Annotated in this window: 13 protein-coding genes; 4 read left to right on the top strand and 9 right to left on the bottom strand. The window is 67.2% G+C overall.

Annotated elements, in window-relative coordinates; genetic code table 11:
- Positions 1-35: 35 nt before the first annotated feature.
- The 4 genes from ACE3T2_RS00855 to ACE3T2_RS00870 form a co-directional block, all read right to left on the bottom strand.
- Positions 36-2,285: a molybdopterin cofactor-binding domain-containing protein gene (locus ACE3T2_RS00855; RefSeq protein ID WP_374653702.1), complete on the bottom strand. Its 2,250-nt coding sequence runs from the start codon at positions 2,283-2,285 to the stop codon at positions 36-38.
- Positions 2,282-2,752, bottom strand: coding sequence for a (2Fe-2S)-binding protein (locus ACE3T2_RS00860; protein WP_374653704.1), 471 nt, complete (start codon positions 2,750-2,752; stop codon positions 2,282-2,284). The genes ACE3T2_RS00855 and ACE3T2_RS00860 overlap by 4 nt, the downstream gene beginning before the upstream one ends.
- A 77-nt stretch (positions 2,753-2,829) precedes the next feature.
- A complete protein-coding gene (locus ACE3T2_RS00865; protein ID WP_374653706.1) occupies positions 2,830-3,945 on the bottom strand; it encodes a hypothetical protein in 1,116 nt (371 codons plus the stop codon).
- A gap of 153 nt (positions 3,946-4,098) precedes the next feature.
- Complete coding sequence (locus tag ACE3T2_RS00870; RefSeq protein WP_374653708.1) at positions 4,099-4,830, bottom strand: hypothetical protein; 732 nt, start codon at positions 4,828-4,830, stop codon at positions 4,099-4,101.
- Between the two features lie 77 nt (positions 4,831-4,907).
- On the opposite strand from ACE3T2_RS00870, the gene ACE3T2_RS00875 reads away from it, so the two are divergent.
- Together ACE3T2_RS00875 and ACE3T2_RS00880 are read left to right on the top strand one after the other, a co-directional pair.
- Complete coding sequence (locus tag ACE3T2_RS00875) at positions 4,908-6,128, top strand: putative DNA modification/repair radical SAM protein (RefSeq protein ID WP_374653710.1); 1,221 nt, start codon at positions 4,908-4,910, stop codon at positions 6,126-6,128.
- Positions 6,128-7,558 carry a UdgX family uracil-DNA binding protein gene (locus tag ACE3T2_RS00880; protein WP_374653712.1) on the top strand — a complete coding sequence of 477 codons (1,431 nt, stop codon included), beginning with the start codon at positions 6,128-6,130 and terminating at the stop codon, positions 7,556-7,558. The genes ACE3T2_RS00875 and ACE3T2_RS00880 overlap by 1 nt, the downstream gene beginning before the upstream one ends.
- Here the strand turns inward: ACE3T2_RS00880 and ACE3T2_RS00885 are convergent.
- Positions 7,555-8,208 (bottom strand): TetR/AcrR family transcriptional regulator, encoded by a 654-nt coding sequence (locus tag ACE3T2_RS00885; protein ID WP_374653714.1) that lies wholly within the window; start codon positions 8,206-8,208, stop codon positions 7,555-7,557. The genes ACE3T2_RS00880 and ACE3T2_RS00885 overlap by 4 nt on opposite strands.
- 124 nt (positions 8,209-8,332) lie before the next feature.
- Positions 8,333-9,508: a VWA domain-containing protein gene (locus ACE3T2_RS00890; RefSeq protein ID WP_374653716.1), complete on the bottom strand. Its 1,176-nt coding sequence runs from the start codon at positions 9,506-9,508 to the stop codon at positions 8,333-8,335.
- 194 nt (positions 9,509-9,702) lie between these two features.
- Between ACE3T2_RS00890 and ACE3T2_RS00895 the strand changes: the two genes are divergently transcribed.
- Positions 9,703-10,434 carry an ABC transporter ATP-binding protein gene (locus ACE3T2_RS00895; RefSeq protein WP_374653718.1) on the top strand — a complete coding sequence of 244 codons (732 nt, stop codon included), beginning with the start codon at positions 9,703-9,705 and terminating at the stop codon, positions 10,432-10,434.
- On the opposite strand, the gene ACE3T2_RS00900 is transcribed toward ACE3T2_RS00895, so the two are convergent.
- The 3 genes from ACE3T2_RS00900 to ACE3T2_RS00910 form a co-directional block, all read right to left on the bottom strand.
- The gene (locus tag ACE3T2_RS00900) at positions 10,431-10,820 is read right to left on the bottom strand and encodes a MerC domain-containing protein (RefSeq protein WP_374653720.1); all 390 of its coding nucleotides are present in this window, start codon (positions 10,818-10,820) and stop codon (positions 10,431-10,433) included. The genes ACE3T2_RS00895 and ACE3T2_RS00900 overlap by 4 nt on opposite strands.
- A gap of 109 nt (positions 10,821-10,929) precedes the next feature.
- Positions 10,930-11,424, bottom strand: a complete 495-nt coding sequence (locus ACE3T2_RS00905; protein ID WP_374653722.1) for a recombinase family protein — start codon at positions 11,422-11,424, stop codon at positions 10,930-10,932.
- Positions 11,425-11,575: 151 nt separating this feature from the next.
- Complete coding sequence (locus ACE3T2_RS00910) at positions 11,576-12,115, bottom strand: N-acetyltransferase family protein (RefSeq protein ID WP_374653724.1); 540 nt, start codon at positions 12,113-12,115, stop codon at positions 11,576-11,578.
- A gap of 33 nt (positions 12,116-12,148) precedes the next feature.
- Between ACE3T2_RS00910 and ACE3T2_RS00915 the strand changes: the two genes are divergently transcribed.
- Positions 12,149-13,072 carry a histone deacetylase family protein gene (locus ACE3T2_RS00915; RefSeq protein ID WP_374653726.1) on the top strand — a complete coding sequence of 308 codons (924 nt, stop codon included), beginning with the start codon at positions 12,149-12,151 and terminating at the stop codon, positions 13,070-13,072.
- Positions 13,073-13,083 lie beyond the last annotated feature (11 nt).

Raw genomic sequence — 13,083 nt, forward strand, 5'->3', positions numbered from 1 at the left:
ATATTGTCCGGCGGACGAGGGCGTCCGCCGGAACGCTAAGCCTTGGTTTTCAGGGCCGCCAGCACGGCCTCGGGCCGGATGGGCAGGTGGCGCACGCGTGCGCCGATTGCCGCGAAGATGGCGTTGCCGATCGCCGGGCCTACGACCGTGGTCGCCGGCTCGCCCAGGCCGACCGGAACCTCGGCGCTTTCGACGAACTCGATGTCGAGGTCGGGCACGTCCGCCATCCGCAGCGGCGTATAGCCGTCGAGGTTGGTGTCGCGGACATTGCCGTTCTCGATTTCTGTGCCCTCGAACAGCGCCAGGCTCATGCCCCACAGCGCCGCGCCTTCCATCTGGGCCAGGGCGCCTTGCGGCGAGACGATGGTGCCGGCGTCGGCCACGAGGGTAAGTTTCTCGACCTTCACCGCGCCCGAGGCGGGATCGACCTTCACCCGCGCGGCGCAGGCGATCCAGGTCGGCATGTCGCGTTCCTGGCCGAAGGTGGTGGCGATGCCCAGGCCCGCGCCCTTGGGCAGCGGTTGGCCCCAGCCGGCTTTCTTCGCCAGGCGCTGCAGCACCGCGGCCTGCCGCTTGGCGCCGCCCACCGCATTAGGCGCCGAGCCGGCGTTGCGGCCGGTCCCGTCCAGCAGGGCCAGACGGAAGGCCAGCGGGTCCTTGCCGGCGGCGTAGGCGGCTTCGTCCATGAAGCTCTCGACCGCCCAGTTGGTCCAGCCCGGCCCGACCGAGCGCAGCCAGCCCGGACGGAAGGTCTTGTTGGCCAAGTCGTTCGATACCGCCCGCACGCGCTGAGCGCCGACGCTGTACCAGTGATTGGCCCCGTTGATTGCGAAGGGATCGAACGGAACGCCGTTGGCGCCCTTGGGCATGAAGAACGGCGCCATGATCTCGGTTGGCCAGCCGGCGCAGGCGGCGTGGTCCATGGCGGTGACGCGGCCACCGTCGCCGAAGGCCATCTTCACGACCTGGACCGAGGGCGAACGGAAGGAGTCGAACTGGCTGTCGTCGGCGCGGGTGAAGACTACCTTGACCGGCCGGTTCAGGGCCTTGGCCGCGAGGGCGGCGGGCACTGCGTAGTCGCCGTTCAGCCGCCGGCCGAAGCCGCCGCCCAGCAGGTAGGTCTTGAGAACGATCTTGTCCTCGGGGAGGCCCAGCGCCTTGGAGAGCCAGGGCAGAACCAACGACTGCCACTGGTTGCCGGTATGGATCTCGTAGATTCCGTCCTTGACCACAGCCAGGGCGTTGACCGGCTCCATCTGGAAGTGGAGCGCGCTGGCGGTGGTGTAGGTCCGCTCGATCTTGCTCTTGGCTGCGGCGAAGGCGGCGTCGACGCCAGGGTCCTCGACCACCAGCGAGCCGGCCTTGGGATCGGCGATCAGGGTCGCCGCGCGCTTCTGGACGTCGGCCTCGGAGGTCTTGACCGTCTCGCCGGCCGCCCATTGCACCTTGACCAGGTCGGCGGCGGCGTTGGCCGCGACGAAGCTGTCGGCGATGACCAGCACCCAGCCGGGGACCGTGCCCGACGGGTCGTCCAGGACCAGATGCTGGCGGTAGCCGGGCACCGCCTTGGCGGCGCTGTCGTCGACGCTGACCACCTTTGAACCGTTGCGGGTCGGGGGAATTTTCGGCCGAGCGTAGACCATGCCCTCGATCTTGGCGTCGAGGCCGTACTTGCCCGAGCCGTCGACCTTGGCGGCGATGTCGAGTTGGGGCGAGGCCTTGCCGATCAGGCGTCGGTCTGCGGCCTTCTTGATCGGCAGCTTGCCCAACTCGTCGGCCGTGAAGCTGCGGCTGGGATTTCCGCGGGCGACGATGTCGCCATAGGAGATCGACTTGCCGCCGCCGCTGACCATGCTGTTCCGCGCCGTGCAGGCCTTGGGATCGACGCCCATCAGCCGGGCGCCTTCCTCGATCAGCACCATGCGGCCGGCCGCCCCAGCCTGGCTCATGAGGGGGTAGCTCTGCCACACCGACCACGAGCCGCCGGTGACCATCAGGCCCCACTTGGCGGCCGTGTCGACGTGGTTGATCCGCACCTTCGACCAGTCGGCCTCCAATTCGTCGGCGACGATGCGGGCAAGCGCCGTGCCCACGTGCTGGCCCATCTCGGCGCGGATGACATTGACGGTGACTGTCCCGTCGCGGCCGATCGAGTACCAGATGGTCGGCTCATAGCCGCCCGCGGCGGCGGCCTCGTCGGGGGCGACGGAGAAGCTCATAGCCGCGCCGGCGGCGGCGGCCGAGATTAGGAAGCCGCGGCGGGAGAGGGGGGCGATCGCGTTCATGCCTTCACCCCCGCGGTCTTGGCGGCGGCCAGCTTGATGGCCTTGCGGATGCGTACATAGGACATGCAGCGGCAGAGGTTGCCGTTCATGGCCTCGTTGATCTGTTCGTCGGTCGGGTTGGGCGTGGACTTGAGCAGCGCCGCGGCCTGCATGATCTGGCCGGACTGGCAGTAGCCGCACTGCGGCGCCTGGGCTTCAACCCAGGCGGTCTGCAACGGGTGGACGCCTTTCGGATCCAGGCCTTCGATCGTGACGACCGATTGGCCGGCGATGGCGCTGAGCGGGGTTACGCACGAACGGACGGCGTCGCCGTTGAGATGCACCGTGCAGGCGCCGCATCCGCCAATGCCGCATCCGAACTTGGTGCCGGTCAGGCCAATCTCGTCGCGGATCGCCCAGAGCAGCGGGGAATCGTCGGGGCCCGCGACGGTCACGTCGCGGCCATTGAGCTTGAACGTCGTCGACATGCCGATCCAGCCTCCCTTGCAGTCCCGGTTCGGCTACCGGACGACAACCGTGGCCGCTGCGCAACCGGTTTTTGGAGTTAGGAAGCCTGCGCGTTCGCCCGCAGGAACGAGAGGCTGTCCTCGAAGTCGAGGAAGATGTCCATCAGCTCGTCGGGCGGGATGGCCGAGGCCCGTTCCTGCGGGAACCGGTAGCGCCAGAAGCTGACGATGTGCTGGACGGCTCCCAGCTGCTCGCCGAGCTTCATGAACATGTCGGGCGCGGCCAGCAGGAAGTCGCGAAAGGCGGTCGGCTGGCCGTCATGAGTGAGCGAGCGATATGCGTTGTCGTAGACCCCCAGCATGGCGTTGACGCCGGCCACGGCGCGGCCGATGGCGGTCTGCAGGCGCTTGCGCGCGGGCGGAATATAGCTGGTCGCCTCGGGGTCGCGTGGACCGCGCGGGTGAAGGGTCGCCAACTGCACCAGCACTTCTCCCAGCGCCGGGGTCAGGTCGTGCAAGACCCATTTATAGTAAAGGAAGCCGCGCCACGCGAAGACGCCGTCCTGATAGTCCTTGTCGCTGAGCTTCAGCGTCTCCTTCAACGGCTCGAAGCCGCTTTCCGGTGCATTGGACAGCAGCTTGTCCGCCAGGCGTGCGGCGTGGGACTGGCCTGCGGCGTCGCCGGTCGACATCGAGACCAGAGCGAGAATCTCGCTGCGGACGAAGTCGTACATCCGCTGGATGTCGGCGTCGGTGATCGCGAAGTAGGCGCGCGCCGGCGTGAAGCCGTGACGCTTCAGGTGTTCGCGCAGCAGGAACGGATCCAGCGAAGGCAGATCGTCGATCAGATCGAGAACCTGACGGTCGGGCTGCCCGGGGCGCAACGCCTCGCCGAACATCTCGGCGGCCGTCTCGTCGAAATCTCTCTGGCCGATCATGAGAAAACGCGCGCCGAGACGCAGGTCCCTGCCGTCGATGGGCGCCATGATCTTGGTAGCGTTCGCCCTGACCCGTCCGAACAGCTCGTACTCGTTCAGGCGGACCCGATGCTTGACGATGATGCAGCGGTTCAGGACGCGGTTCTGGAAGAACGGCGCTTGCGCGAGGGCTTCCTCGTCCTCCGTCTTGCGGTGCGCCGCGACAAGGTTGAGCACTCGGGCGGTCGAAGCGCTGTGTTCCAGGGCGGTCAGGCGGCGAAGCGTCCGGTCGATCATCGCGCGGCCTCCCGCCAGGCGCCGGTCGGCGCGCCCTGAAACGGCGTTTCCCTGTCGGCCTCGGTCATGAACAGGCTCCGCTTGTGATCCCGTCCGCGATGCGCCTGGAATACCAATGTTCCCTTAAGGGTGGGTGTGACCGAACGCCGCCCTTTACCCCCAGAGCGCCGGCTCGCCCGCCGCCGCATCCACGACCTCCATGACCGGGCCCAGCGGGATGCAGCGGCCGAGGCGCTCGGCCTCGTAGGTCGCCACATAGATTCCGATCCATTGCAGCAGGGTGCGGTCGCCGCGCTCGGCCCTAAGCGCGACCGGCCCGCCCGAGCAGCCCGCGCCGCCGATGCCGTCGACGTGGAACGCGAAGGGGTTGATCCGGTAGTCGCTGGCGAGCGTGAACCCGCGCGCGATCGGGGCGCTCTTCAGGATCGCCGCCCCGCCGGGAAAGCCGTAGATCATGCCGGCTGATCCGGTTGTCAGCGGCAGGCCCTCGGTGACGACGTCGTAGTCGCCGAACCGTCCGGCCCAGTTGATCGCCTGCGGGCGCGCCGGCAGACGCACTGGTACGGCGGCGACGTCGAGCGAGGCGTTGAGCGGATCGGGATGCCAGCGGAAGCGCGGCGTCTTGTCGTCGTAGAGCGGAACCTTCAGGTCCAGCGCTTCGCATTCCAGCGTGTAGCCGTAGATCTCGGACCAGTTGTCCTCGGTCCCGCGGTTCTTGAAGTAGAAGGCGCCAGGCCGCAGCAGGCAGTGCAGGGCGGTGAGGATCAGGTAGTGGTCGCCCTCCACGTGATAGAGGAACCCGGAGAACACCTGGTGCGGTTCGCCCGACTTCAAGCGGGTCAGGAAGCGCGGGCTGGCCTGGGCGAAGGGGTCGATAAGATCCATGTCCGCAGGCTAGGGCGCAAACAGGCCGCACGTCGAGGCGGCTTGTAAGAACAAATTGAGAACATTAGGCTTGCCGCATGGCCGTTCTCGATCTCAAGCAAAAGCTCTCCATCCTGTTCGACGCGGCGAAGTACGACGCCTCCTGTGCTTCGTCGGGAAGCTCCAAGCGCGGCTCCATGGGCGGCCGGGGCGTCGGATCGACCGAGGGGATGGGCATCTGTCACGCCTATGCGCCGGACGGGCGCTGCATCAGCCTGCTGAAGATCCTGCTCACCAACTTCTGCGTCTATGATTGCGCCTATTGCGTGAACCGGGTCAGCTCGAACACGCCGCGCGCCAGGTTCAAGGCGCAGGAGGTGGTCGACCTCACGCTCGGCTTCTACAAGCGCAACTATATCGAGGGCCTGTTCCTCTCCTCTGGGATCGTGCGCAGCGCCGACTACACCATGGAGGAGATGGTGCGCGTGGCGCGCTCGCTGCGCCTCGACCATGATTTCCGCGGTTATGTGCACCTGAAGCTGATCCCGGAGGCCTCGCCCGAGCTGGTGAACGAGGCCGCGCTCTATGCAGACCGGGTGTCGATCAACATAGAACTGCCGCGCGAGGAGAGCCTCAGCGACCTGGCGCCCGAGAAGGATGGGCGGCGTATCCGCAAGGCGATGGGCGCAGTACGGCTGGGGATCGAAAACGTCTCCGAGCCGGCTCGCAGGGCGGCTCCGCCCAGTTTCGCCCCCGCCGGCCAGTCGACCCAGATGATCGTGGGCGCGGACGGCGCCAGCGACGGAGAAATCCTGGCCCGCAGCGCCGGGCTTTATGGCGCCTACGGCCTGCGCCGCGTCTACTATTCGGCCTACAGCCCGATCCCGGACACGACCAAGCGCCTGCCGCCCGAACGCCCACCGCTGGTGCGCGAGCACCGGCTTTATCAGGCCGACTGGCTGATGCGGTTTTACGGCTTCTCGGCGTCCGAGATCGCAGGCGGTGACCAGAACCTCGACCTGCAGGTCGATCCGAAGCTCGGTTGGGCGCTGAGGAACCGCGGCGAGTTTCCTGTCGACCTCAACACCGCCGACCGCGAGCGGATGCTGCGTACGCCGGGGCTGGGCGTCACGGCGGTGGATCGGCTGATCGCACTTCGCCGCCACAAGCGCCTGCGCCTCGAGGACGTGAAGCGCCTGAGCCGGGGACTGGCGAAGTCGCGCCCCTTCATCGTGGTCGACGACTGGCGGCCAGGCGCCCTGACCGATGCGGCCGACCTGCGCCGCCGCGTTGCGCCCCAGCAGTTGAGCCTCTTCTGATGCGTATCGTGCGCCTGGCTTCGGAGATCGACTTCGCCGGTTGGCGGGCCGCCGCGCGGCGGCTGCGCGCCGAGCACCAGGCGCCCGACGAGGTGCTCTGGACCGTCGACGGCGAAGGCGACCTGTTCGGCGATGAGGCTAAGACGCCGGCCCCTTCGCCGCCCAGCTTCACCGCGCCGCGCGCTTTCGTGGATCTCGCCCGGGAGGTCGCGCTGCACCGCTCGGGCGAGCGGTTCGCCCTGCTTTACCGCTTGCTCTGGCGGCTCGAGCGGGAGGCGAACCTTATGGAGCTGGCCTCGGACCCGGACGTCGCGCGGGCTCGTCATATGGCGCAGGCCGTGTCGCGCGCGGCCCACAAGATGAAGGCCTTCGTCCGCCTGCGGCTGGTCGAGGACGCCGCCGAGGAGACCTATGTGGCCTGGTTCGAGCCGGCCCACCGGGTGACCGAGCAGGTCGCTCCGTTCTTCGCGCGGCGGTTCGCGAATATGAACTGGTCGATCCTGACGCCCGACGTCTGCATCCACTGGGACAAGGCGCAGCTTCGCCTCACCGCTGGCGCCGATCCGGCCGACGCCCCGTCAGGGGATACGTTGGAAGAGTACTGGCGCACCTATTACGCAGCGACCTTCAATCCGGCCCGGCTGAAGGTTGCGACCATGCAGCGCGAGATGCCCAAGCGCTACTGGAGGAACCTGCCGGAGGCGCGGCTCATTCCGGAACTGATCCAATCCGCCGAAGGCCGCACCGACGTCATGGTCCGACAAGCGCCCTCAGAGCCGAACCGCCGGGTCGTGCGTCAGGCCCAGCGCCTGTCGCGCGACGCGTCCTTCGAGGAAGGCGCGCCCTCCAGCCTGGAGGAGATCGCCGCCGGGGTCGACTTCTGCCGCCGCTGCGAGCTCTGGCGCGACGCCACCCAGGGCGTGGCGGGCGAGGGGCCCGCCGCCGCGCCGCTGATGCTGGTGGGCGAGCAACCCGGCGACCAGGAGGATCTGGTCGGGCGGCCCTTCGTCGGACCGGCCGGCCAGATGCTCGACCGCGCCCTGGCGGAAGCGCAGGTTCCACGCGATCGGGCCTATGTCACCAACGCGGTGAAGCACTTCCGTCATGAATTGCGCGGCAAGCGGCGGATCCACCAGAACCCCTCTGCCTCTCATGTCTCGGCCTGTCGTTGGTGGCTGGACGCCGAGCGGCGCATCGTACGCCCCCGGGTGATCGTCAGCCTGGGGGCCAACGCCGCGCTGGGGGTGTTCGGCAAGGCCATGCCGATTGGAAAGTCGCGCGGTCAGGCGTTCCAGCTGACGGACGAGGCGCAGGGCGTGGTGACCTATCATCCGTCATACCTGCTCCGGGTTCCGGATCAGGACGCGCGCGACCAGGCCTATGCGGCCTTCGTCCAGGATCTGAAGTTCGCGTGGAGCCTGGCCGCCTAGGCGCGGAAGCCTGCTTCGGCGAAGTCCAGCATGCGCTTGAGCAGCCCATCGGTGTCGCCCTCGCGGGTCGCCCCGTCCGACAGGACGTGCAGGCGGTCGAACTCGGCGAAGCGGTTGTTGTGGACCATGCCGAGGCAGAAGTGCAGCCGCCAGTAGACGGTCTCTCGCGGCAGGTCAGGGCGCGCCTTGATGAGGGCGTCGGCGAAGCGGGCCAGGTGGCTGACGTCCTTCGCCAGGGCCTCGCGCATCTCGGCGGTGCCCTCGCTGCGCGAGCGAATGATGAACTGGATCGAGATACGCCGGTCGTTGTCGGGCGAGCCCCAGCGCAGCGGCGGCGCGAACAGCGCCTCCAGGATCTCGCGCACAGGCGGGTCGCCTTGGTGGCGGTCGTTGGCCTCGTGCAGCATCCGGGCGCGTTCGCGGTTCAGTTCCGCCGTGCGGCGACGGAAGATTTCGAACAGCAGCGCGTCCTTGGAGCCGAAGTGGTAGTTCACCGAGGCGAGGTTCACGCCGGCGTCGGCGGTGATGTCGCGCACCGAGACGTTCTGGAACCCATGCAGGGCGAAAAGCCGCTCGGCGGCGCAGAACACGGCGGCCTTGGTGGCGGCTTCGTTGGTTTCTTCGGGTTCGTTGGCCTGGGCGGGGTCCACGGGCGAATCTCTCAAATGTCCCGACACCTTAGCAGGCGAAGGGAGATCCGCGATGCGGCTCGCGTCGTCTTTGGTTTGAAGTCCTTCCAGTCCGCTGGATGAAACACCGCGAGCGGGAGGGGCTCTAACGCGCGAGTTCCTTCATCGCCTTTTCAAGTCCCTCGAGGGTCAGCGGGAACATCCGGTCGTTCACCAGTTGCTTCATCACCTCGATCGAGGGCGTGTAGTCCCAGTGCCGCTCGGCGGTCGGGTTCAGCCAGACCATGTGCTCGTAGATCTGGGCTACCCGGTCCATCCAGACGGCGCCGGCTTCCTCATTCCAGTGCTCGACCGAGCCGCCCGGATAGGTGATCTCGTAGGGGCTCATGGTCGCGTCGCCCACGAAGATCACCTTGTAGTCGCTGGAGTACTTGTGGAGAATGTCCCAAGTGTTCAGCTTCTCGTTGTGACGGCGGCGATTGTCCTTCCACACGCTCTCATAGAGGCAGTTGTGGAAGTAGTAGAACTCCATGTTCTTGAACTCGGACCGCGCGGCCGAAAACAGCTCCTCGCAGACCTTGATGTGGCTGTCCATCGAGCCGCCGATGTCGAAGAAAATCAGCACGCTGATCTTGTTGCGGCGCTCGGGGCGCATCTGGATGTCGAGATAACCCTTCTCGGCCGTGCCGCGGATTGTGCCCGGCATGTCCAGCTCGTCGGCGGCGCCGTCGCGAACCCATTTGCGCAGGCGGCGCAGGGCGACCTTGATGTTGCGGGTGCCGAGTTCGACGCTGTCGTCGAGGTTCTTGTACTCGCGCTTGTCCCAGACCTTGATCGCCTTGCCGTGGCGACCCTTGTCCTGGCCGATGCGCACGCCTTCGGGATGATAGCCGTTGGCGCCGAACGGCGAGGTGCCGCCGGTGCCGATCATCTTGTCGCCGCCCTCGTGACGCTCCTTCTGCTCCTTCAGCCGTTCGGCCAGGGCCTCCATCAGCTTGTCGAAGCCGCCCATGGCCTCGATCTGGGCCTTCTCCTCCTCGGTGAGGAACTTCTCGGAGATCTTGCGCAGCCATTCGGCGGGGATGTCGGCCGTGCCGATCCCCTCGACCTTGTCCAGGCCCTTGAACACATGGCCGAACACCTGGTCGAACTTGTCGAGGTTCTTCTCGTCCTTCACCAGCGCCGAGCGCGAGAGGAAATAGAAGTCTTCCACCGACCGATCGATCACCACCTTGTCGAGCGCCTCCATCAGCATGAGGTACTCCTTCAGCGTCACCGGCACCTTGGCTTCGCGCAGCTCGGTGAAAAAGCGCATGAACATGGCGGGGCTTCCAGTCGCGAGACGAACAGTCGTTTGACTTGCAAAGATGGAGGCGCGAACGGCGGTTGTCCAGCACGCCCTTACGTCATGGAATACAGTTTTTACTTAACAAGTAATAATGAGTCGTATTATGGGTAATCACCGGCCGGCGGGCGAAGCCCGCGGCAGGCGTCCCGTCGGCGTGTGAGCCCTGCATGATTTCGGTCCGCGTTCAGAACCTGACCCTGCGGTTTCCAGTGTTCGGGGCGGACGGTCGATCCTTGAAGAAGCACCTGGCCAAGGCCGCGGTGGGCGGTGCGTTCGGCCGCGGCGGCAAGGTGGTGACGGCGCTCCACGATGTCAGCTTTTCGCTTGAGGCGGGTGACCGGCTGGGTTTGGTCGGCCACAACGGTTCGGGAAAAACCACCCTGCTGCGCACGCTCTGTGGCGCCTACGAGCCCGACGAGGGGCTGGTCAGCGTCCATGGCCGGATCGCTTCGCTCCTGGACCTCAGCCTGGGCATCGACCCGACTGCGACGGGTCTCGACAACATCCGCCTGCGCGGGCTGATCGCCGGGCTGTCGCGTCGGGAGATCGAGGAGCGGCTGCCCGGCATCATCGAGTTTTCGCGCCTGGGCGAGTTCCTGCGCATGCCGTTGAAGACCTACTCGGCGGGCATGCAGGCGCGTCTGGCCTTCGCGGTGGCGACGTCGGTCGAAGCCGACGTGCTGCTGATGGACGAATGGATCGCGGTCGGCGACGCCGATTTCCGATGTCACGCCCACCAGCGCCTGCTGGAACTGGTCAATCGGGCCGGCGTGCTGGTTCTGGCGTCGCATGATCCGACGACCATCCGCGCCTATTGCAACAAGGTGATGAGGATCGAGCGCGGCGTCGCCTCGCCGATCGTCGACATCGGTCAGTTCGATGAACTGATGGCGGCCTAAGACTCCTTGGGGCAGGGCGTCGCGGGGCAACCGTGGCGGCGGCGCCAGTTCAGGACGTGCGCGGCGGCCAGGAACAGGCTGCCCGTGACCGTGATCGGCGTTTCCAGCCGCGCCGAGGGCCAATGCAACGCGCCTAGCGTCAGCATGGCCAGGCCCAGCAAGGAAAGCGCCAGCACCCATCGCGACTGGCCACGCCGCCAGAGCGCCAGGGCCGACATCGGCGCGGCGAGCGCCACCGCCGCGGCGTGGATCCACTCAGCCTCCGCCCAGGTCGCCAACAGGGGGGAGGAGGCGGCGACAAGGGGGAGGGCCAGGCAATGGGCCAGGCAGAGGCCTGACAAACTGACGGCCGAGGCGTCCAGAAGGGAGCTTGGGGCAGCTTTCAAAAGACCCTCCAGATACGCGGACACGCTCGGCCGCCGTCGTCGCGACGGGAGGGATGTAATATTATAACGTAATGATCGCAAGGGCGCCGCTGGCGTCTTTTTCAGGCGATCAGGCGGTAGCTTCCTTGAGCTTGCGCCACACGGTCATGCGCGAGACGCCGAGCCGGCGCGCGATCTCGACGGGGCCGACGCCGGCGGCCTGAAGCGCGCGGATGTCCTCGGCGGGCGCGCCCTTGCGGCGGCGTCCTGCCCAGGGCGGCTCGACGGCTGCGACGGCGCCGAGGGCTGCGCGCAGGGCTCGACCGCCTTCACCCAGGCTGCAAATCTCGGCGTCGGCGATCATCAGGCTTGCGCCGCGGGACTCGAGCCGGTCGAGCACGTCCAGCAGGTCGCGGGCTGACGAGCCCAGATGGCCGAGCCGCGTGACGACCAGTTGGTCGCCTTCCGCGATGAAGTCGATGATGGAGTTCAGGACCGACGAATCGTCGAACGCGAGCCCGGCCGGTTCCTCGGCGCGAACTACGTGACAACCAGCGGCCTTGAGGCTCGCCGTATCCTCCGTCGAGCGCGGGTCGCGCAGGCGGACATATCCGATCTTCAGCATCCCACCCGTCGCCAATCCAGCTAGGCCGATGATTGGGGGGGAAACTGGCAAAACCCGGCCGCAGCGTCAAAGACCGGGATGTTAATTCGCAGCAATATTTCTCTAAGCGAGATGAGAGATTTAGCGAAGCTGGCAAGGCTTCGCCTATTTTTCACCCGAAGGTGGAATCAGCGTGCGCGACACGCCTCAAAATGAACTCGCGGTCGACGGTCCCTCCGACTCGGAAACCGTACTCTCCGACCTTCTCGAATCCGTGACGGCCGTAGAATCGCTGGGCGCCGAAATTCTCGGACCACACGCCGATCCAAAGGTCGCGCGGTCCTGCGGCCTCAAGCCAGGCCATCACCTCGGCGAACAGCCGTCCGCCCACCCCACCGCCCTGCCAGGGCTTCAGGAGATAGAACCGCTTGAGCTCGCCGCAGTTCGCGGTGACGTCCGCATGCGGAAGCTCGCACGGGCCTGCCAGGGCGTAGCCCACGACTTGACCGTCCGCTTCGACGATCCACTGGGCCTTGGCGGGGTCTTCGAGGTCCCGCCGCGTGCGCTCCAGGCTGTAGGCCTCGCCAAGAAAGCCGGCGAGATCGGCAGGGGGATAGAGATGGGCGAAGGTCTCGCTGAAGGTCTGGGCGCCGATTTCCGCCAGGGCGGACGCGTCGGAAAGCGTCGCGCGGCGTATCACTGGTTGCTGCATTCGGAAGCTTCGCGTGTTTATTCTACGATTCCAATGGACGTCGCCCTCTACACCCATCCCGATATGCTCGACCACCGGCCGGGCGACTGGCACTACGAGCGGCCGGAGCGGCTGAGCGCGGTCCTGGGCGCTTTGGACGATACGACCCTCGTCCTCGAGCGGCGCGAGGCGCCGCCGATCGCCCAGGCCGACCTGCTGCTGGCGCACCGTAGCGCCTATGTCCAGGCGGTGATCGACGCGGCGCCCCGGGCCGGCCTGCTGAAGCTGGACGAGGATACCTACATGTCGCCTGGCAGCCTGCAGGCGGCCCTGCGCGCGGCGGGCGGCGTTGTCCAGGCGGTACGGGACGTGGCCGCCGGCCAGGTCGAGCGGGCCTTCTGCGCCGTGCGCCCGCCGGGGCATCATGCCGAACCGGCCCTGCCGATGGGCTTTTGCATTTTCTCCAACGTGGCGGTCGCCGCACGCGCGGCCCAGGAGGCGGGCCTGCGCCGGGTCGCCGTGGTCGACTTCGACGTCCATCACGGCAACGGCACCCAGGCCGCGCTCGGCGGTCACGACGACCTCTTCTTCGCCTCGGTCCAGCAGTGGCCCATGTGGCCCGGCACCGGCCATCCATCGGAAAGCGTCCCCGCCAACGTGCGCAACGCCGTCGTCGCCCCCGGCGCGACGCGCGAGGCGTGGCGGCGCGAATTCTCGGGTCTGATGAACCACGTCGACGCCTTCCGCCCCGACCTGATCATCGTCTCGGCCGGCTTCGACGCCCATGCGCGCGATCCGGTCAGCGATTCCAGCCAGAACCTGGAGGCCGAGGATTTCGCCTGGGCCAGCCGGGCGATCCTGGAAGTTGCGCGCGCTCACGGACGCGGGCGGGTTGTTTCCTCGCTCGAGGGCGGGTACGACCTAGAGGCTCTAGGCCAGTCGGCGCTTGCGCATGTTCAGGCTCTCTCGCAGGGGTAAGGGCGAGGCCG

Origin of the sequence: Phenylobacterium sp. (genome assembly GCF_041919955.1) — a bacterium.
Lineage (GTDB): Bacteria > Pseudomonadota > Alphaproteobacteria > Caulobacterales > Caulobacteraceae > Phenylobacterium.

What these genes read in the sequence shown, in the direction of transcription:
- ACE3T2_RS00855 (WP_374653702.1), bottom strand. Translation starts at nt 2,285, where the DNA reads ATGAACGCGATCGCCCCCCTCTCCCGCCGCGGCTTCCTAATCTCGGCC.
- ACE3T2_RS00860 (WP_374653704.1), bottom strand. Translation starts at nt 2,752, where the DNA reads ATGTCGACGACGTTCAAGCTCAATGGCCGCGACGTGACCGTCGCGGGC.
- ACE3T2_RS00865 (WP_374653706.1), bottom strand. Translation starts at nt 3,945, where the DNA reads ATGATCGACCGGACGCTTCGCCGCCTGACCGCCCTGGAACACAGCGCT.
- ACE3T2_RS00870 (WP_374653708.1), bottom strand. Translation starts at nt 4,830, where the DNA reads ATGGATCTTATCGACCCCTTCGCCCAGGCCAGCCCGCGCTTCCTGACC.
- ACE3T2_RS00875 (WP_374653710.1), top strand. Translation starts at nt 4,908, where the DNA reads ATGGCCGTTCTCGATCTCAAGCAAAAGCTCTCCATCCTGTTCGACGCG.
- ACE3T2_RS00880 (WP_374653712.1), top strand. Translation starts at nt 6,128, where the DNA reads ATGCGTATCGTGCGCCTGGCTTCGGAGATCGACTTCGCCGGTTGGCGG.
- ACE3T2_RS00890 (WP_374653716.1), bottom strand. Translation starts at nt 9,508, where the DNA reads ATGTTCATGCGCTTTTTCACCGAGCTGCGCGAAGCCAAGGTGCCGGTG.
- ACE3T2_RS00895 (WP_374653718.1), top strand. Translation starts at nt 9,703, where the DNA reads ATGATTTCGGTCCGCGTTCAGAACCTGACCCTGCGGTTTCCAGTGTTC.
- ACE3T2_RS00905 (WP_374653722.1), bottom strand. Translation starts at nt 11,424, where the DNA reads ATGCTGAAGATCGGATATGTCCGCCTGCGCGACCCGCGCTCGACGGAG.
- ACE3T2_RS00910 (WP_374653724.1), bottom strand. Translation starts at nt 12,115, where the DNA reads ATGCAGCAACCAGTGATACGCCGCGCGACGCTTTCCGACGCGTCCGCC.
- ACE3T2_RS00915 (WP_374653726.1), top strand. Translation starts at nt 12,149, where the DNA reads ATGGACGTCGCCCTCTACACCCATCCCGATATGCTCGACCACCGGCCG.